General features: G+C 63.4%; 13 protein-coding genes, 1 tRNA gene and 2 pseudogenes. 14 read left to right on the plus strand and 2 right to left on the minus strand.

What is annotated here, in order from left to right:
* Positions 1-63: 63 nt before the first annotated feature.
* Complete coding sequence (locus OG329_RS17435; protein WP_405796165.1) at positions 64-531, minus strand: GatB/YqeY domain-containing protein; 468 nt, start codon at positions 529-531, stop codon at positions 64-66.
* 101 nt (positions 532-632) lie between these two features.
* Here OG329_RS17435 and OG329_RS17440 point away from each other — a divergent pair, with 101 nt between their 5' ends.
* Together OG329_RS17440 and OG329_RS17445 are read left to right on the plus strand one after the other, a co-directional pair.
* Entirely contained in the window at positions 633-1571 is a 939-nt protein-coding gene (locus tag OG329_RS17440; protein WP_405796167.1) for a metallophosphoesterase, read from the plus strand.
* Positions 1572-1680: 109 nt separating this feature from the next.
* Positions 1681-1754 (plus strand) — tRNA-Pro (locus OG329_RS17445).
* Between the two features lie 191 nt (positions 1755-1945).
* Here OG329_RS17445 and OG329_RS17450 read toward each other — a convergent pair.
* Positions 1946-2806: a hypothetical protein gene (locus tag OG329_RS17450; RefSeq protein WP_405796169.1), complete on the minus strand. Its 861-nt coding sequence runs from the start codon at positions 2804-2806 to the stop codon at positions 1946-1948.
* 424 nt (positions 2807-3230) lie between these two features.
* On the opposite strand from OG329_RS17450, the pseudogene OG329_RS17455 reads away from it, so the two are divergent.
* From OG329_RS17455 to OG329_RS17510, 12 genes and pseudogenes are all read left to right on the plus strand, one after another.
* Positions 3231-4058: pseudogene (locus OG329_RS17455) on the plus strand (nucleotide sugar dehydrogenase); the annotation flags it as partial.
* A gap of 23 nt (positions 4059-4081) precedes the next feature.
* A pseudogene (locus tag OG329_RS17460) lies at positions 4082-5021 on the plus strand (NAD-dependent epimerase/dehydratase family protein).
* A 661-nt stretch (positions 5022-5682) separates the two neighbouring features.
* Positions 5683-5916: a hypothetical protein gene (locus OG329_RS17465; protein ID WP_405796171.1), complete on the plus strand. Its 234-nt coding sequence runs from the start codon at positions 5683-5685 to the stop codon at positions 5914-5916.
* Between the two features lie 241 nt (positions 5917-6157).
* Positions 6158-6778 (plus strand): restriction endonuclease subunit S, encoded by a 621-nt coding sequence (locus tag OG329_RS17470; protein ID WP_405796173.1) that lies wholly within the window; start codon positions 6158-6160, stop codon positions 6776-6778.
* 119 nt (positions 6779-6897) lie between these two features.
* Positions 6898-9348: an N-6 DNA methylase gene (locus OG329_RS17475; protein ID WP_405796174.1), complete on the plus strand. Its 2451-nt coding sequence runs from the start codon at positions 6898-6900 to the stop codon at positions 9346-9348.
* Positions 9341-10528, plus strand: a complete 1188-nt coding sequence (locus OG329_RS17480) for a hypothetical protein (protein ID WP_405796176.1) — start codon at positions 9341-9343, stop codon at positions 10526-10528. The genes OG329_RS17475 and OG329_RS17480 overlap by 8 nt, the downstream gene beginning before the upstream one ends.
* Before the next feature lie 16 nt (positions 10529-10544).
* Positions 10545-13859, plus strand: a complete 3315-nt coding sequence (locus OG329_RS17485; protein WP_405796178.1) for a type I restriction endonuclease subunit R — start codon at positions 10545-10547, stop codon at positions 13857-13859.
* 10 nt (positions 13860-13869) lie between these two features.
* Positions 13870-14610, plus strand: a complete 741-nt coding sequence (locus tag OG329_RS17490; protein WP_405796180.1) for a M48 family metallopeptidase — start codon at positions 13870-13872, stop codon at positions 14608-14610.
* A 128-nt stretch (positions 14611-14738) separates the two neighbouring features.
* Positions 14739-15644, plus strand: coding sequence for an ABC-three component system protein (locus OG329_RS17495; protein ID WP_405796181.1), 906 nt, complete (start codon positions 14739-14741; stop codon positions 15642-15644).
* Complete coding sequence (locus OG329_RS17500; RefSeq protein WP_405796182.1) at positions 15641-15907, plus strand: ABC-three component system middle component 6; 267 nt, start codon at positions 15641-15643, stop codon at positions 15905-15907. Before OG329_RS17495 ends, OG329_RS17500 begins: the two co-directional genes overlap by 4 nt.
* Positions 15885-17717, plus strand: coding sequence for an ABC-three component system protein (locus OG329_RS17505; protein WP_405796184.1), 1833 nt, complete (start codon positions 15885-15887; stop codon positions 17715-17717). Before OG329_RS17500 ends, OG329_RS17505 begins: the two co-directional genes overlap by 23 nt.
* 903 nt (positions 17718-18620) lie before the next feature.
* On the plus strand, positions 18621-19265 hold the full coding sequence (locus OG329_RS17510; RefSeq protein ID WP_405796186.1) for a DUF488 family protein: 645 nt from the start codon (positions 18621-18623) through the stop codon (positions 19263-19265).
* Positions 19266-19295: the final 30 nt, after the last annotated feature.

Here is a 19295-nt window from a genome sequence, read left to right on the forward strand (position 1 = left end):
CGGAAAGGGCTCCCCGGCGATCGTTCGGCCGGGGAGCCCTTTCGTACGCGTCGCGCGGGAATATCAGCCGGCGGCGAGGCTCCGCTTGACGGCGGCGGCGACGCGACCGCCCTCGGCACGGCCCGCGACCTTCGGCCCGACGATCTTCATGACCGCGCCCATCGCGCGCGGCCCCTCGGCGCCGGCGGCCTTCGCCTCGCCGACGGCCTGCGCGACGATCGCGCCGAGCTCGTCGTCGGAGAGCTGCTGCGGCAGATACGCGTCGAGCAGCACGCCCTCGGCCTTCTCCCGCTCCGCCTGCTCGGCCCGCCCGCCCTGCGCGAAGGCCTCGGCCGCCTCCCGGCGCTTCTTGGCCTCCTTGGCGATCACCTTCTGGACCTCGTCGTCGGAGAGCTCGCGCGCCGACTTGCCGGAGACCTCCTCCTTGGAGATCGCGGCGAGGGTCAGCCGGAGGGTGGCGGAGCGCAGCTCGTCGCGTGCCCTGATCGCGGCGATGAGGTCGTCGTGCAGCTTGGACTTGAGCGTGGTCATGCGGACAGTGTGTCAGGTACGGCCCAGAGCCCGCCGTTCAGTTTCCAGCGCGCCCATGGGGTGCGGCCGGGTGGACGGTGCGGGTCTGCGACGATGACACCATGCGCGCACGCTACGGAGTCCCCCTGAAAGTCGCCGCGGGAATCGCGGCCGTCGGCGCGGCCGGCATCGCCTACGCCGCCGGTTTCGAGGCCCGTTCCTTCCGGCTGCGGCGGATCTCCGTCCCCGTACTGCCGGACGGCATGCGACCGTTGCGGATCCTCCATGTCTCGGACATCCACATGGTCGGCGGCCAGCGCAAGAAACAGCGCTGGCTCCGCTCCCTGGCGGGCCTGCGCCCCGACTTCGTCGTGAACACCGGCGACAACCTCTCCGACCCCGAGGGCGTACCGGAGGTGCTGGACGCGCTGGGCCCGCTGATGGAGCTCCCGGGCGTGTACGTCTTCGGCTCCAACGACTACTACGGCCCCGCGCTGCGCAACCCGGCGCGCTACATCTTCGAGAAGGCCCAGGGCAAGCACGGTCTGAACGGCAACGCGCCGGCCGTCAACGTCGTCCACAACCCGTGGGAGCCGATGCGCGACGCCTTCGACGCGGCGGGCTGGGTGGGCCTGACCAACGCCCGCGGCCGGCTCAAGATCGACGGCCACGAGATCGCCTTCACCGGCGTCGACGACCCGCACATCAAGCGCGACCGCTACGCCGAGGTCGCGGGCGGCCCGGAGCCGGACGCGGACCTGTCGATCGGCGTGGTCCACGCACCGTACCTGCGCATGCTCGAAGCGTTCACCTCGGACGGCTACCCCCTGATCCTGGGCGGCCACACACACGGCGGCCAGCTCCGCGTCCCGTTCTACGGAGCCGTGGTCACCAACTGCGACCTGGACACGGCCCGCGCGCGGGGCCTGTCGACGTACGACGCGGGGGGCCACACGTCGTACCTCCACGTCTCGGCGGGCTGCGGCACGAACCGCTACACCCCGGTCCGCTTCGCCTGCCCCCCGGAAGCGACGCTCCTGACACTCACCCCGCGCCCCTGACCCCCTACTACGACGGGCCTGTGCACCCGCGTGCGCCGCACAAAACCGGATTTCGCCTGCGGGCGCCGGTGGGCTAAAGTAATCGATGTCGCAGCGACACGGGCGACATCGGGGTGTAGCGCAGCTTGGCAGCGCGCTTCGTTCGGGACGAAGAGGTCGTGGGTTCAAATCCCGCCACCCCGACAGCAGAACACCAGGTCAGGGGCCTGATCCACTGAGTGGATCAGGCCCCTGAGTGGTTTCTGGGGGGGGTCTTGGGAGCCGTTTGGGAGCCGATCTCAGGATCCGGCTCCCAGGGAGCCGCCATTGAGCCTGCCGAGCAGAGCCTCGACGCGACACTTACGGGACGGACGCCCAGCAGAGCCTCCCCGCGGTCAAGCAGCGGACTCCACCCCTGGGGCGGAATCCTCCGGCGGGTCGAGGAGTCTGAAAGCGCAGTCTCCCGGACGCCGCCCCAAGCGCTGGACCATGAGAGCGCCGAGGAGCGCTGTCCCCGGGCCACACACCGGTCCCGCATCCGTGCCGACATAGAACAAACCGTTCTCGTCCGGCTCCCGGCCCTCGTGCTCGGTGCCGGCGGCCAGCGCGAGGCAGAAGCCGAGGAGATCGACGCGCAGGCCGACGGCCAGGTCACCTCGAAGGAACACCAGCGGGTGTGCCAGCCCTTCACTGTCGTAGCCGGCGGAGACGACGGCACCCAGCCCGTCGGGTAGCGGGTACATCTCCTCAGGGATGTCCTCCACTACGCCCCTCATGTCGACGGCAGCAAGCTTCAGGAGCTCCGCGAGGACCTCTTCGTCGCTCCGCCACCCGTCCTTCGGCGCCCAGTTTCCATCCTTGTAGAGCTGGAGGACATCGGCCGTCGCGTCCGGCGGGTCTCCCAGCACCAAGTCCGCCAACACGTCGCTCGGCTCCTTCACCACTACACCTTGGCCTTCTCGCTGCGGCCAGAGGACCAGGTGAGGGGAGGGACGGTGAATGTATCGAGCGAGAAGCGACCGGATGGCAACCGACAGTTCTTGCGAGCTGAGGCCGGGGCGCACCAGCACGCAGATCCGGTCTGGAAGGACGGCCAATGCAGCCTGCATGTCGTGCTGCCCGAGGTCGATCTCGACTGCCTGTGTGTTCATCGCATCCAGCAGTACCGGCAGTTCCAATGCCCAGGCGTCATGCGCTCGGATCCTGCCCTCCCCATGGGTTCCCTCGGGTGCGACTTGCACTGCTTGCTTCTGCATAAGGTTCCCTTCCTTCGTTTGAACCGGGTCACCCAGTCTTGGTCCGGTTCACAGCGAGGAAGGCGTAAAGTCGTGAAACGCCTTGTCGTGCGCATCGCGCCTGCCACGCTCACAAGCGCCAGGTCGCATTCAGGCGAATTGATCCCACAGGACCCCTCGTAGGGAACCTGAGCGAATTTCTAGCCGTCTTCCGCGCCGCCCTCGCCCACTACGGCCCCGAGCCCCGGCCCGCCTGGGATGGGGAAGCGCCGTCCGTGTTCGCCGTGCATCCGGGCTGGGCGGCGGACGCCGACGTACCGAACGCGCTGGACGACGAGCCGCCGACCGCTCCCAACTTCGCGGACGGAGAGGCCAGATGAACGGGGTTGCGCGGCTAACCCCCGCCTGCGGGATGGTCGGCGCGGCCCGTCACAGCGGCGGGCCCTACAGCCCCGAGCGCATCGATCCCGGCAATCGGGAATGGGGGCTGGAGAACACTTCCAAGGTCGTCTCCGGCATCGATGCCGCATCGGCAGCAGCCATCCAGGACTTCTACGGCTCTCTCGTCGACACGATCGTCCTGGTCGCCAACTGCAAGGAAGCCGAGCTGGCCAAGCTGCTGGAGAACACCTTCCGGCACGTGAACATTGCCTTAGCCAACGAGCTGGCGATGTTCGCCCACGACCTGGACATCGACATCTGGGCCGCGATGGACGCCGCGGCCACCAAGCCCTTCGGCTTCATGCGCTTCACACCAGGACCTGGCGTCGGCGGCCACTGCCTGCCTATCGACCCGTCCTATCGCTCCTGGCAGGTCCAGCGAACCCTTGGCCGCAGCTTCCGCTTCGTCGAGCTGGCCAACGACGTCAACAACCACATGCCCGACTACGTGGTCCGTCGCCTCGTGGACGGACTCAACAAGCGGAGGAAGTCGCTCAACGGCTCCCGCATTCTGCTGCTGGGCCTGGCCTACAAGGCCAACACCGGCGACGCCCGAGAAACCCCGGCAGCTCGCATCGCGGAACTACTGACGGGCATGGGTGCCGAGGTCCAGGCCGCGGACCTTCACGTGAACGACGATGCCCACCCCCCTGCTGCCGCTCTGGAGAACATCCAGCGTGTCGATGCCACCCCGGAGCACCTCGCTGCAGCCGACGCCGTCGTTCTCCTGGCCGACCACGACGCCTTCGACTCCGCCGCGATCACGGCCCACGCCTCGTACGTCCTCGACTGCCGCCGCCGGCTGGCCGGCGCCCACATCAACGCTCTCTGAAGGGAAGCCTCCTCGTGAACATCGTGATCACCGGGGGCGCCGGATTCATCGGCAGCAACCTTGTCCGGACCCTGGCGAACGACCCTGCGATCAACCAGGTCCGAGTGATCGACAACCTCAGCACCGGGTCGAAGCAGAACCTCGCGGACCTGGACGTCGACTTATTCGAAGGTGACATCCAGGACGCGGCTCTCCTGGACCAGGCATTCCACGGCGCAGACGCCGTCGTTCACCTGGCTGCTCTGCCATCCGTGCCGCTCCGTGAAGGATCCGCTGGCCAGCCACCATGCCAACGCGACGGGAACCCTCCAGGTCCTCGAAGCCGCCCGCCGAGCCGGCAATCTGCACGTGATCGCGGCTTCCTCATCCTCGGTCTACGGCGCGAACCCGTGCCTCCCGAAGCATGAGGACTTGGCCCCCGCCCCGGTGAGCCCGTACGCGGTCACCAAACTCGCCACCGAGGCGTACTTGGGCGCGTACCACCACAGTTATGGTCTGCCGGTCTTACCGTTCCGCTTCTTCAACGTCTACGGCCCCGGCCAGCGAGCCGACCATCCTTACGCCGCCGTCATCCCGAAATGGATCAAATGCGCACTCGCAGGTCAACCAGTGACCGTGTTCGGCGACGGCACACAGACACGAGACTTCACCTACGTTGGCACCGTCTGCCGAGTTCTCACCGACTCCCTACTGCGACGGATCGTCGAGCCTTGTCCCGTAAATCTCGCCTTTGGAACCCGTAAGTCCCTGCTGGACCTGATCCTCGAGGTCGAGGTCGCAACGGGTCGACCCGCCTGCCGGGAACACCGCCTGCCGCGCCCTGGCGACGTGGTCCACTCGCAAGCGGACAGCGCTCGCTTGCGCGCGCTCTTTCCGGAGGTAATACCCGTGCCGATTCAGGAAGGAGTTGCGGCGACGGTGGACTGGTTCTGTGCCATGGCTGTAGCCACGGCTTCAAGCTGAACAGCTCCCCGCCGGTGGGGCGACCCTAGGTCGGCCACCCCTCCCTCGAAGAACTCACGCAGAAGCTGGCAGCAGGCCATAACATAGCCAGCCTTCACTGCCTCGTCCTGGCGCCACCGCCCATCACCGCCCTCTCGATGAGCCGGCCCGCGCACCGCCCCCCGTCGCATCGCCGACGAACAGGAACGCACCTACGAAGTATCACGGCCGCGCCTATGGCGGGGGCTTTGATCCACTGCTCGCGCCCCTTCCGAACTGCCGATCCGTGCCGCTCCCACGATCCTCCTCGGTCCAAGCAACTGCCTCAGCAATCTAGTGCCGTCGAGAAGAGCACCAGTCAGGCATTCACGGATGCCAATCGGTGCGGGCTGGCACCACGAACAGTCCGCAGCCGTTTACGCGGTGCGTAAGCTTCATAGGTGCCTATGAAGCTTGCGCACCGCGGTGTGGCGAGGCTACGGTTCTTGTGGACCTGCTGAGGTGAGCGAGGGGGCGGGCTCCCGGCTGCTCTGCGTGTAGCTGCGCTGTAGCGCAATACGAAGGGGTGGGGACGACGGGCAACTGCGAGAGCCTGCGCGAATCAGTCACGGCGAACGGCGTGCTGCGCATCGATAGGCGCACTCTGCGCGATATCCAGGATGCCGGTTGCCTAGGTGTTCACGTGCGTGACGTCATCACCCGCAGCCTGGAATCGCATGGCCTAGGCCACATTCCTGGAGAGCTCCCCGGCAACCAGGACGACGAAGTGCGCTTGTACGTCGTTGGCAGCCCCCTCGCTGGCACCGTCGAGGCTGTACCGAACCCGAGCTGCAAGGGCGACGAGGCGCTGCCTGGCATGGGCCGCTTCGAAGCCCATGAGCGCCTTCGCCGGGTCCGCGCGATCGCCTGCGACTGATGGCCAAGCCAACGCGCCAGCGGAATCGACTGCCAGGCCAGAGCCTCAAGGGCAAAATTCAACGGCTAGCCCCTTTGATCCCGAACTTGAACTGTGCTCTCACAGGGCCACATAGTTCGATCCAGACGGTTGCCGGCCGTCCGCTGGCCGACGATGCCCCGTGGGCCACGGCAGGTGTTGCGACTGCTCCGGTTGCTGCCCTGCGCGCAGAACCTTCAGTCCCAGCTGAAGGGGAGCTCACGTGACCCCATGGCAGGTGTGCAAGTTGTCAGATTTGTGCGAGATCATTTCGGGCCCTTCCGGGCAGCAGTTGGAGGAGCTGTCGGCTGAGACCGATGGCATCCCTGTGATTTCACCCCCCGACCTGACCGCTGAGAATGCCGTTGATGCACGCAGCATCAGGCGTGTCGGACCGGATGTCGCTGCTGGCCTAGCTCGTTTCCAACTACAGGACGGCGACTTGATCTATGTGCGGCAGGGGGCGCTCGGGAGGCGGGCTGTCGTAGGTCCTGCCGAGGCAACTTGGCTCTTCGGCGCTGCTTGCCTGCGGGTCCGACCGCAATCAGGCGCGATCTTGCCCAAGTACCTCCTCCACTACCTCGGGCATCCTGTGGTGCACGAGTGGATCACCTCACAGGCGAACCGCGGGTACGCGGTGGACACGGTCACGTCACGGACGGTGGCCTCAACGCCTGTCTTCGTTCCAGACCTTGCACGCCAGAGGGCAGTCACCGGCGCGATGGAAGAAGTCGGTACACAGATCCAGACTCACAGGCGACTGATCGCCAAGCTGGAAGCGATTCGGCCCAGTCTCCTGACGGATCTGCTCGGTGACGCATTCGACGGCCTGGCTGCGGGATGATGGGCCCCATGCTGTCAGTGCGACGCCGTAAGACGGAAGTGACCGTACAGGGCGTACTGGAATCAGCAGGCTCATGGTCTCGGATTTCGTGCGACTTTATTAATGAAAGGTAGGTCCAAGTGGCACGGCTGACCCTGCCCCAGCTGGAGCGGCATCTGTTCGCGGCGGCGGACATCTTGCGAGGCAAGATGGATGCCGCGCAGTACCAGGAATTCATCTTCGGGATGCTGTTCCTCAAGCGCGCTTCCGACCAGTTCGACGCCGTTCGGGCAAAGGTCGTCCAAAGGCTGGTGAATGACGGAACTACCCTGGTCCAGGCTGAAAGCATCGCCGAGATGCAGGAGATGTACGAGAGCAGCCAGTTCTACGTACCGGAGGCTGCTCGTTGGTCGCACCTGGTTGACCACGCACGCGAGGCGAACCCAGGAGACCTGATCAACAAGGCACTCGGCGCACTGGAGGACGCCAACTCGCCAGCCCTCGACGGCGTCCTGGAGCACATCGACTTCACGCGCAAGGTCGGCAACTCCGCGCTCAGTGCCACCGCGATCCGAGACCTCATCGACCACTTCAACCGCTACCGGCTGCGGAACGAAGACTTCGAGTTCCCTGACCTGCTCGGCCATGCCTACGAATACCTTATCGGCGAGTTCGCCGATGAGGGCGGCAAGAAGGGCGGCCAGTTCTACACACCGCGCTCGGTGATCCGCATGATCGTCCGCCTCGTCGATCCGCAGGAGGGCCAATCTGTCTACGACCCGTGCTGCGGCTCGGGCGGCATGCTGATCCTCGCGAAGGAGCACGTCGAGGAGCACGGTCACGACGCAGCCACGGTCGCGGCCTACGGCCAGGAGGAGAACGGCAGCGCCTGGGCGATGGCCCGTATGAACATGGTGCTCCACGGCATCACTGGCAGCGGAATCGTCCACGGTGACACTCTCGCAGCACCCGGGCATGAGGACGAGAGCGGTGAGCTGCGCCGTTTCGATCGTATCCTGACTAACCCGCCCTTCGCCCAGAACTACAAGCGTCGGGGGATGGCACACCCTGAACGCATGACCTACGGGTGGGCTCCTGAGTCGGGCAAGAAGGCCGACTTGATGTTCATCCAGCACATCTTGGCTGTGCTCGAACCCGATGGCAAGGCGGCATCCGTCATGCCACACGGCGTCCTCTTCCGGGGAGGCGAGGAGAGGAGAATTCGGGAGGAAATCATCAAAAATCGCCGTTTGGAGGCGGTGATTGGGGTGGGCCCGAACGTCTTCTATGGCACTGGCATCCCTGCCTGCATCTTGCTATTGCGTGGCTCAGATGGTCTGCCGACGGGCAAGGACGACGGTGTGCTGTTCATCAATGCCGATCGGGAATTCACAGCTGGCCGCGCCCAGAATCTCGTCGAACCGCAGCATGACGAGAAGGTCGTAACTGCCTTCCGGGAGCGGAGGACGATGGAGGGGTTCGCGCGAGTCGTCTCCTTCGAGGAGCTGGCGACTAACGACTACAACCTCAACATTCGTCGCTACGTTGACAACACGCCACCACCTGAGCCGCAGGACGTACGAGCACATCTGCATGGTGGCGTGCCGACGGCGGAGGTCGCGGCGAAAGCGAAGCAGTTCGCCGCATATGGCATCGACGTGACGGCTCTGTTCGCGGTGCGGGATGCCGACTACTACGACTTCCCGGTCGGCGGATACGAAACCGTGACTGGCCACGTCCCGGAACTCGCAGCCCCGAAGGAGCGCGAGCTTGCGAACGCGTATGACACCTGGTGGGCCAAGCATGTCCACCGGATCATTGGCCTGCCGAACGATAGGCAGCTGATGAACACGCGCAACGAGCTGTTGAAGACCTTCGCAGAGGATCTGCTGGCGCTAGGTGTGCTCAACCGATTCCAGCTTGCTGGGTCGGTGGCGGCGTGGTGGTTCGACGCGCAGTACGACCTGAAGAGTCTGGTGCAGCAGGGTTTCCCGGGTGTTATCGAACGATGGGTCGCCAACATTGAGTCATCCTTCGAGGAGCCCGAGGACGCGGACTCCAAGACTCTTGCGCGCCTCCGCTCTGACCAGCGCAGGGCCCGCGGACACCGACTCGTGCCGGCACTAATCCCCGCGTACGTGGAGGAGCTGGAGAAGGCGGAAGCGCTGGTTGCTGACCTGGACGTCAAGATCAAGGCGGGCACGCCCAAGAAGGCGACCGGCGATGACGAGGAGGAAGTGGACCAGGATCCGGAAGAACTCCTCACCCCGAAACAGCTGAGCAAACTGCGGGCAGAACTGAGAGCGGCCAAGGCAAAGGTCAAGGAACTGCGTGCCGCTTTCGTCGATGAGCTGAGGAAGGCCGCCGAAGCGCTGTCGGAAGAGGAGGCACGGGAGACCGTACTGCGTTTCCTGAACGACGACTTGCGGGCACGCATGGACCGGTTCGTTGCGGCGGGACGGCGGGAACTGGTCCAGATGTACCGAACATGGGGCGAGAAGTACGCAGTGACGTTGGCGGACCTGGAGGCTCAGCGCGAGGCGGCAGCAGAGCAGCTGGAGGGGTATATGAAGGAGCTGGGCTATGCGTGATCAGATGGGCCCGGATCTGCGTGAGACCACGCTCGGGCAAGTGCTCATGCGTCGGTCAACACGGACTGTTGAGAATTCCCAGCTCTTGTCAGTCACTGCGGAGCGCGGAGTTATCCTTCAAGAACAAAGCGGGCGGCGCGATAGCTCGAGTTCCGATAAAAGCCTCTACCTTCAGGTTAAATCGGGAGATATCGTCTACAATACAATGCGCATGTGGCAGGGCGTCTCCGGGCTGTCCAGTCACGACGGAATTGTTAGCCCTGCGTATACTGTATGCACTCCCGCACCTGACGTGAATCCCAATTACCTATCCAGGGTCTTGAAGCACCCAGGAATGATTGCTAGCTTCTATCGCGCATCGCAAGGGCTCGTGAGTGACACTTGGAATCTGCGCTATGCAGAACTGGCTAGAATCCCTGTCATTCTTCCACCGATAGCTGAACAGCGCCGAATTGTAGAGGTCCTCGACGGGATCGACGACCAGATCTTTCATGAACGTGAGAGCAAATTGAAGGAGGAGACCACGAGGCGTGCCGTGATCACCGATTCACTTGCCGATGAGCGACATCCGCGCGTGGCCGTCAGAAGTCTGCTCCTTGAGCCGCCACGCAATGGGTATTCACCAAAAGAAGTAGAGGAATGGACTGGCCTTCTAGCCTTGGGCTTGGGCTGCTTGACCCCTTCTGGATTCCAGGCTCGGCAGCTCAAGTGCGTTCCCGTCGAGGGGGCAGGGAATAATCGATCATTGCTGACCGATGGTGATTTGCTGGTTAGTCGCGCCAATACGCGGGAGTTGGTTGGCCTTGCGGGCGTGTATCGCGATATCGGATCTCCATGCATCTATCCAGACTTGATGATGCGATTGCGCCCACGGCACAATCTGCATTCAGAAGTCTTGGAACTAGGTCTGCGATTGCCGGAAATTCGGCGAAGAATTCAGGGTTTTTCGCAGGGTACGTCCGAAAGCATGGTGAAGATCACGGGCGAGATGATCGGTGACCTGAAGGTTCCGGTTCCTGGACAAGAGGACCAGGAATCTTTGCTCAAGGCAATGAACGCTCTCAGGGTAAAGTTTGAGCGCCACACAGCCGTGCTGGACAAACTCCAGTCGACAAAGCGGGCACTTATGGACGATCTACTGACTTGTCGAGTGCGCGTTCCAGCGAAATCTGGGGTATAGGGGAAAAGGGGGAGTCGTGTCGGAGTCAGGCTACGAGTACGTCCTGGTTGAGCAGCCACTCGTCGCACAGCTTGAGGCGATGGGTTGGCGGCATGTACGCGGGAGTTCCCCTGATGCCGCGGTGCCAACCAATCCCGAATTGTCTTTTCGTAAATCATTTGCGGAGCCGGTGCTGGAGCAGATCCTGCGGCGGCAGTTGCGTAGGCTGAACCATGACCCGAATGGCAGCGAGTGGCTGGATGAGGCGCGGATTACGCAGGTTGTCAATCAGGTCACGCGGATCGGCGCTTCTTCTCTCCTCGAGGCGAATTCCGCTGCCACTGAACGTCTTCTGTTCGGGGCAACCGTTACGGGCGGGGGTGACTGGGATAGCGGGCGAGAACAGCGCGTCCACTTCATCGACTGGGAGCGGCCGGAGCGCAACGAGTTCCTCGCCATTTCGCAATTCCGGATGGACGTGCCCGGCACGTCCGGCGCGAAGTACGTTGTGCCGGACATAGTGCTCTTCGTTAATGGAATTCCGCTGGTGGTGATCGAGTGCAAGAAGCCAGCACATCAGCAGGGGAGAATCGGCCAGGCTATCCTCCAATTGCGGCGCTATGCGAACCAGCGGGGCGCGGTCACGCCCGAGGGTAGTGAAGCGCTCTTCCGGACGGTCCAGCTAACCGTCGCGACCACGGGCGACCGCGCAATGTACGGGACGTACACTGCGCGTCCCGACCACTACGCGGTCTGGCGCGACCCGTATCCCGCGACCAAAGACGACGTGGCCACCGCGCGCGGCAAGAGCGCGAGCGCCCTGACCGCGCAGGAGATCCTCGCGGCGGGCATGCTACAGCCAGCCCAACTCCTCGACATCGTAAGAAACTTCGTCGTCTTTATGGAGATCGACACAGCAGACGGTGGCACCCGCCGGGTGAAGATCGCCCCGCGCTATCAGCAGTACCGCGCCGTCTGCCGCGCCGTGGACCGTCTCAAGAATGGCAAGACCAGGCCCCAGAATGGGCAGACAGACCGTCGTGGCGGCATCATCTGGCACACGCAGGGGTCGGGCAAGTCTCTGACGATGGTGTTCCTGGTGCGCAAGATGCGGTCGACGCCGGGCATGAGTCAATTCAGGATCGTCGTCGTCACGGACCGGAAGCAGCTGCAAGAGCAACTGGCGGAAACCGCTGCACTCACGGGCGAGAAACCCGACGAGGTCAAGCGATCGAAAGGGGTGCCGGCCGCGCTCGCCAAGGAGGGTGCGGGCCTCGTTTTCGTCATGATTCACAAGCAGGTGGATCCCCAGAAGATGAAGCAGGCTGTGGCGGCGGACACGCTGGCCCACGACCGGGCGCCCGGATGGGGGCTGCTCAACGACAACGAGTCCGTTCTGATCCTGGTGGATGAAGCCCACCGCTCCCACGGCTCCAAACTGCACCTGAACCTGATGGAGTCCCTGCCCAACGCAGCGCGCATCGGCTTCACGGGAACCCCGATCATCATGCGGGAGAAGAACCGCACCTCAGGCATCTTCGGTGATTTCATCGACAAGTACCGTCTCGCCGAAGCCGAGGAGGACGGTGCGATCGTCCCGATCATCTATGAGGGGCGTATCGCCAAGGGCGCGCTCGTCGACGCCGACGACCTGGACGAAGCGTTCGCTGAGGAGTTCCCGGAGCTGACCGACGAGCAGTACGACGAGCTCCAGGAGAAATACGCCACGACCAGCGATGTGCTCAGCGCAGACAGCCTGATCCTGAAGAAGGCCAGGGACATGCTGCGCCACTACGTCGGCAACGTGATGCCGAACGGCTTCAAGGCGCAGGTGGTCGCCCACTCCCGGAAGATCGCGGTGCGGTACCGGGATGCGCTGCTAAAGGCTCGGGACGAACTTGTCGCCGAGGCGGAGAGGCTTCCAGTGTCCGTACTGGAGAAACCTGTCGAGCATCTGACCGCCAGACAAGCCGTCATGCGCGCCGCGCACAAGCAGAAGGAGCTCCTCAAAGCCATTGACTTCGTGCCGGTCATCTCCAGTGACAACAACGATAAGCAGGACGTTGCACGTTGGACCGATGAGAACAAGCACAAAAAGGTCATCGAGGACTTTCGCCGGCCGTTCCCGTTGGAGCCGGTCGAGGGCGAGAAGCCGGTTGCGGTCCTGATCGTGCGGACCATGTTGCTGACGGGATTCGACGCGCCGATCGAGCAGGTGATGTACCTGGACCGGCGCATCAAGGAAGCCGATCTGCTGCAGGCCATCGCCCGCGTCAACCGCACCGCCGATGGTAAGAATGCCGGATTCGTCGTCGACTATGCAGGGATCTCCAAGCATCTGCAGGATGCGATGGAGGCGTACGCAGCTGATGACGCCGAGGGAACACCCACCGATCTGTCTGCCGAGATCACCAAGTTGGAGCCGCGCCGCAATCGGCTGCGGATGCTGTTCACTGACCGTGGCGTGGCCCCTGCCGACACCCATGAAGCGGTCGAGATGTGTGTCCAGCTTCTCGAGGACGAAGAGCTCCGTGCGCAGTTCGACAGTGCCCTGCGGAAGTTTCTCGCCACCGTCGACCTGGTGATGCCGCGAGAGGAGGCCAAGCCCTTCCTGGATGATGCGCGGCTGTACTCGCTTATCAGTACGTGGGCGCGGTCCCGCTACCAGGAACAAAATGACTTCGATGCCTCGCTCTATGGGGATAAGGTCCGCGACCTCATCGATCAGCACATCACGGCACTAGATGTGCGGCAGGTGATACCGCCCAGCAAGATCACAGCCGACGACTTCAGCGCCAAGGTCGAGGCGCTGCCGGGCACCAAGGCCCAGGCGTCGACCATGGAGCATGCCATCCGGCACCACATTGAGGTGCACTTCAACGAAGATCCGGCCGAGTACCACAAGTTGCGTGACCGTCTGGAGGAGATCCTCCGGGACTTCGCGCAGCAATGGGAGCAGCAAGTTTCGCTCTTCCAGCAACTCGTCGATGAGACGGTCGCCGTCCACGAGGGCACCCGTGAGCAGGCCGATGAGAAGCTGTCGCGTCTCAGTCGGCTTGAGCTCGCCCTGTACAAGACGCTGGTCGACACGACGATCACAGATGCGCTCGTGCCAGAGGAGACCCGTGACTACCTCCTCTCGGTGACCGAGAGTATCGAGGAGACGGCAGTCCAGGAATCCCGCAAGAAGGACTTTTGGATCAATGCCGTCCACCAGGACGACCTACGCAAGGCCATCGTCCGGTTGCTAATTAGATATCAGGTCACTGAGCCAAGAGACGCCCGGCACGTTGCCGATGGGCTCTTCGACATCGTTCGTCACCACCGCCATGCCCTCAAGAGGAAGAGCTGAGGTGGTAGCCGTGGCCGCGAAGCCATCGGGCCCGGTCCGTTCGGGCCCGATGCAGGTCGGGAACCTGGAGGTCGACGTCGTGGTTGTTCCTGAGCGCAGCGGCGTACGGCTCACAGTGGAGCGGGATGCCCGCATCACTGCGACCGTCCCTGCTGGCCTGGACAGCGCGCTTCTAGTGGATGCCGTCAAGGGACGACGCGGGTGGATCTACGACAAGTTGGAATCACGGGTGGAAGACGCGGCGCTACGTCCTGTGAAGCAGTTCGTGACTGGCGAAGGATTCCTTTATTTGGGGCGCAACTACCGACTAAAAATCACGGACGAAGCGCCCGTCCCGGTGGGCCTGGTGCGCGGTCGGATGCTGTTGCGGCGGGACTGCCTCGACCGGGCGCAGGACGAGCTCATCGTCTGGTATCGCCATCGCGGTGGAGCCTGGCTTCCCAAACGAGCAGAATCATGGGCACAGCGGATGCAGGCTCCGCTGGAGAATATCGTTGTCCGAAGACTCGGTTACCGGTGGGGCTCGTGCAACCGGAACGGTGGCGTGAACATCCACTGGGCCACCATGCAACTTCCGGCGCACCTGGTCGACTACGTCCTGGTGCACGAGCTCGCTCACTTGCAGAAGCGGGATCACTCGGCCGAATTCTGGAGCATCGTCGCCCGCGCAATGCCCGACTATCAGCAGCGCCGTGCCCGACTGGACCGCCTCGGTGCCGTCCTCTGGCTCCCTGAAGGGGCTCAGCAGTGATGATGACGGTGAGAGAGCCTTCACCAGGATTGGTTGACCCGTTACGGTTCTCCTGGGACAGCACCGTACGGGGGGAGGCGCCAATGCTGCCGCATCAAACGCAGTACGCGCACAGCAGGTTCAGGTCGATGATCGAGAGCAGTTCAGGAAACGAGTTCGAGAAGCTCTTCCATCGGCTGATGGAGCTACGGCATGAGGACTACCTGCCGATTCGGACCCACGGCAACATCGGCGACCTCGGCGGGGACGGCCTGCAAACGATGGGCCGAAGGCTCTACGCCTGCTATGCCCCAGAATCATTCGACGTGTCCGAGGTACGGAAGAAATTCCTCGCTGACGTCGAGAGCGCGATCATCCAGCGACCTGAGCAGTTTGACACCTTCGTGTTCGTCCACAACGACCAGCGTGGCGGTATCCACCCAGTCGTCTCAGGGATGCTCGCGGGGGCCGGACAGACTTTCCCTCGTCTCGTTTTCCAACAGATGGGTCCGCAGAAGCTCTGGTACGAGGCGGTTTACCTCGACCGCCCCCGAATGGAGATCCTACTCGGCGAGAAGATCCCGGTGGAGCAGGTGGTGTACAGCATCGGGCTGGCTGACATCGAGCCTTTGCTCGAGCATCTGGCCGAACACCGTAAGCGCGATGCTGCAGTCGGACCTGTCCCCCTGCCTACCACTTACAAGGTCGACTTCAACCGGCTCTCTGACTACGCCCAGGACCTGCTCCAGGCCGGTAGGCCGTACGGATACCTTGTCGACCAGTACTACCGAGAGCTGCTTGACTTGCGGGAGCGGGACGAAGCAGCGGCTGGCTTTCGGGCGTACTACCTCCGGATGCGTCATGAGCACGGGGACAACTCGGACGAGGTCCTGTGGCAGATGCAGCGCTACGTTCTTGGCCAGGAGGCGCCCAGGTGGGGGCGCGACGACGCAGCCAAGGCAGTGCTCGCCTACTTCTTCGATGAATGTGACATCTTCGAAGTGCCGCCGCCAGAGTGGCGGCCGGCAAGCACTGTGCAGGGAGGAGCGGCATGATCACCCCGACCAAGGGAATCGCCCCTGACCGTGCCCTTCTTGCCGTAGGCGCCCAGATCGCCATGCAACTGGATCGACCGCTCACGGTCAGCCAGACCTGGTCGCGGCTGCGCGAGTGGCGCCACGAGAACGGCCATCCGGCCCCTCTTTCGTTCGGCTGGTTTGTTCTCGCACTGGATGTCCTGCACGCACTCGGCGTCGTGGGCCTGAACAACGACTTGATCACCAGGAGGACCGCCCATGCTGCGCCGGCTGAGCGCTGACGATAAGCGGTTCAAAGCGGTCAGCTTCCAGCCGGGACTGAACCTCCTGGTGGCAGAGACCACCGCTGCGTCTCGATTGACCGACAGTCGGAATGGCTCCGGTAAGTCCAGCGTGATCGAGCTGTTGCACTTCCTTTTGGGGGCGCGGGCTGACAACAAGCACTTGGCCGCTCGAAAGGAACTCCGCCAGGCTGTCTTCACGCTTGGCTTGGACTGGCCAGACCTGGACAAAGAGCTCCACGTCAGCCGCCGGGGCGGTGACGCGCGGAAAGTCACGCTCGTTCCAAGTCTGCTTCCCCCACTGACCTCCGGTCCTGCCTCGGGCGTGGCTGCCGAACATATGGAGTTCCAGCTACCTGTCCTCGGTGGATCAGGGCCGCGTTCGACGGCGGCAGTCGATTCGGCCGACCCTCAGACAGTTTCGCTTGCGGAGTGGCAGGCGCTCATCGAGAAGAACCTGTTTGGCCTGTCCGGAGAGCACCCTGGCGTGAGCGGGCGCGCCTTGCTGTCGTTCCTCATTCGCAAGGTCGGCGACCACGGGTTCAATGAGGCAGAGCGCAGTTTCTCACGTCAGTCGGAAGCACTGGCGACACCCAATCTTGCCTATCTCCTCGGGCTTGACTCCACCCTCGCTGCCCGGTATCAGGACCTTGCAGCTAAAAAGGCTACCCGGGACCAGCTAAAGAAGGCAGTAAACGACCCGGTATGGGGCCAGGTCGTGGGAAAATCTGCGGACTTGCGTGGCGAAATAGCCGTCCAAGACTCAAAAATTTCCGAGCTTCGGCGGCAGATGGAATCATTCCGAGTTGTACCACAGTACGAGGTACTCAAGGAACGCGCAGATGAACTGACCCGCCGCATACAGAATCTCAGCACACGGGATGTAATCGATCGCCGAAATCTTGACCATCTCGAGAGAGCCGTCGAAGAGACGGTTGATCCTGAGGTCCGCTATCTAGAACAGGTTTACAACGACCTGGGAGTGACCCTGCCTGATCAGGCCCTGCGTCGATTCGACGACGTAAGGGCCTTCCATGAGGCGGTTGTTCGGAACCGGCGTACATTTCTTAAGGAAGAGATCGCAGCGACTCGCAGGAACCTCGAAGATCGCAAGGCGGAACGCGCTCGACTTGATGACGAACAGAGCGTCATCCTCAGGGAGCTGAGTGAGGGCGGCGCCTTGGACGGTCTCACTACTCTCCAGAAGGCTCTGGCTCAGGAAGAAGCAAGATTGGGGGCGCTTCAGCACCGCCTGAAGGCGGCCCAGACGGTGGAGGCGAGTAGCAGGGAGATCGAGGCAGCTCGGCTAGAACTGACCCGGGAAGTTGATACGGACCTGCAGGAGCGGCAGCAGCAGATCACACAGGCGACGGTTCTGTTCCATGAGCTGGCTAGCAGGCTCTACGGGAGTGATCGGCCGGCGTATCTCTCGGTCGAAGCAGGTCGGAGCAGCCTCAAGATCACCCCCAAGATCAGCAGTGATGTCAGTCAGGGCATCAACAAGATGTCGATCTTCTGCTTCGACCTCACGATGGCCGTGATTGCTCACCGTGGGGGGCGCGCCCCGGACTTCTTGGTTCACGACAGCCACATCTTTGACGGAGTAGACGACCGGCAACTCACTCGTGCACTTGAGGTAGCGGTGGACCTGACTGCCGCAGAAGGCATGCAGTACATCGTGACGATCAATGAGGACGACTTGTCGAAGGCCCGAAACCTGGGATTCGATCCCGACTCCTACATCATTGAGCCTATGCTGACAGACGCCTACGAGGGCGGCGGTCTCTTCGGATTCCGCTTCGAACGGTAGGAACGCTTCCCGACGTTCATGGAGGACGAGACATGCGCGACGTGGCGTGGTCGTTCTGGATGCCCAACCGTGGGCGCACCCTCTGTAAGCAGAAGATTCGTCTCGATTTTCGGCCTCGACCTCATGCGTGAGCGGACGGGTTGGCACGCAGTTGGCTGAGCGGCACGCCGGTCCAGGTTGGGCGTAGCTGACAAAGCGAATGGGATTCGGTGCCATGGTTCAACACCACTCGGGATGATGCTGCAGGCCCTCATGATGCATAGGTCATGGGTCCGATGGGAGACCGGTTCGTCGGCGGGCCGAGTGTCGCCGTTAGCAGCCGTCTGACATCAGCAAGGCATCGGAGGGGATCACCCTCCTCGCAGCAGGGTCCGATGCAAGGGGGACTCCCCTGGGAGCCATCTGGGAGCCGACCTGCTCCCCGAGCCCCCGCAAGACCACACCAGACCGACCGAGGGCAACGCTCTGACCTGCACGATTGGCAGCCAGGCTGGTAGCGGCCCCGCCCGACCCTCATTCGGGACGAAGAGGTCGTGGGTTCAAATCCCGCCACCCCGACAGCAGAATACCAGGTCAGGGGCCTGATCCATTTGATGGATCAGGCCCCTGAGTGGTTCCTGGAGATCGCTTGGGAAAAATCTCGGAGAAGATCTTGGTCGGCTTCTCCCAGGAGCAGTCTCCGGTGCCGCAGGAAGAGCGGTGCTCCCCGCGGCGCCCTCGGACCTGTGCGTTCGCGAATCCAGGGCTCGTAACTGACCAGGAACACCCGTGCCGGCCATGCCGACGGCTGTTAGGAACCCCGCACATGGCAGTCCTCGCTCAGCGCCTCCCCACGAGAACGCTCACGCGCTCGCCCAGCGAGTTCGTGCGTTACGGGAGGACCGCGGGTGGACGCGGGAACGGGTGGCCAAGGAAGCAGGCATCGCCGTCGGGACGCTGAGGCGTCTGGAGAGCGAGGGAGCGATTCAGCCAGGTTTCTTCACCGTCGGCGCGGTGGCCGAGGCTCTTGCGGTCTCCCTTGATGACCTGTTCCGGGCGGCTCGGGTCCCGCCCATCACGCCCGGTCTCTGGTCCGCCGGATACGAAGGGCGGGATATCGACTCGTTCGTCACCTCGCTCGTCGAGAGCCGCATCAGTGTCGTCGCAGACGTGCGTCTCACCCCGATCAGCCGTAAGAAGGGCTTCAGCAAGACCCGTCTCGGGGAGGCCCTGGCCGAGGCCGACATCGAGTACATCCACCTGCGTGGCCTGGGGAATCCCAAAGACAACCGGGCTCCGTTCTGGGAGGGACGCCTCGTCGAAGGCAGGGCGAAGTTCCGCGGTGTGATGCGTTCCGACGAGGCCAGGTCGGACCTCAACCGCCTCGCTGTGCACGCCAGACAGTCAGAAGGACGAGGAGCGCTGTCACCGCCAAGTGGTTCTGGAGGCAGTCCGCAAGCAAGCGTCGCTGCCCGTAACGGCGTTGGCCTGACTTCAACCATCGAGCCCATAGGCGCTCTTGCCGGAGGCGAATGCCTCCCCTCCAATCGAACGGGGGCGAACCGGTAAAGGGGGCGCAATGGGCGGAGCGTGGCGACG

The organism is Streptomyces sp. NBC_01506 (assembly GCF_045040295.1).
GTDB lineage: Bacteria > Actinomycetota > Actinomycetes > Streptomycetales > Streptomycetaceae > Streptomyces.

Excerpts from the sequence above, each read along its gene's own strand:
- OG329_RS17435 (WP_405796165.1), bottom strand. The coding sequence starts at position 531 with ATGACCACGCTCAAGTCCAAGCTGCACGACGACCTCATCGCCGCGATC.
- OG329_RS17440 (WP_405796167.1), top strand. The coding sequence starts at position 633 with ATGCGCGCACGCTACGGAGTCCCCCTGAAAGTCGCCGCGGGAATCGCG.
- OG329_RS17450 (WP_405796169.1), bottom strand. The coding sequence starts at position 2,806 with ATGCAGAAGCAAGCAGTGCAAGTCGCACCCGAGGGAACCCATGGGGAG.
- OG329_RS17480 (WP_405796176.1), top strand. The coding sequence starts at position 9,341 with ATGCGTGATCAGATGGGCCCGGATCTGCGTGAGACCACGCTCGGGCAA.
- OG329_RS17495 (WP_405796181.1), top strand. The coding sequence starts at position 14,739 with ATGATCGAGAGCAGTTCAGGAAACGAGTTCGAGAAGCTCTTCCATCGG.
- OG329_RS17500 (WP_405796182.1), top strand. The coding sequence starts at position 15,641 with ATGATCACCCCGACCAAGGGAATCGCCCCTGACCGTGCCCTTCTTGCC.
- OG329_RS17505 (WP_405796184.1), top strand. The coding sequence starts at position 15,885 with ATGCTGCGCCGGCTGAGCGCTGACGATAAGCGGTTCAAAGCGGTCAGC.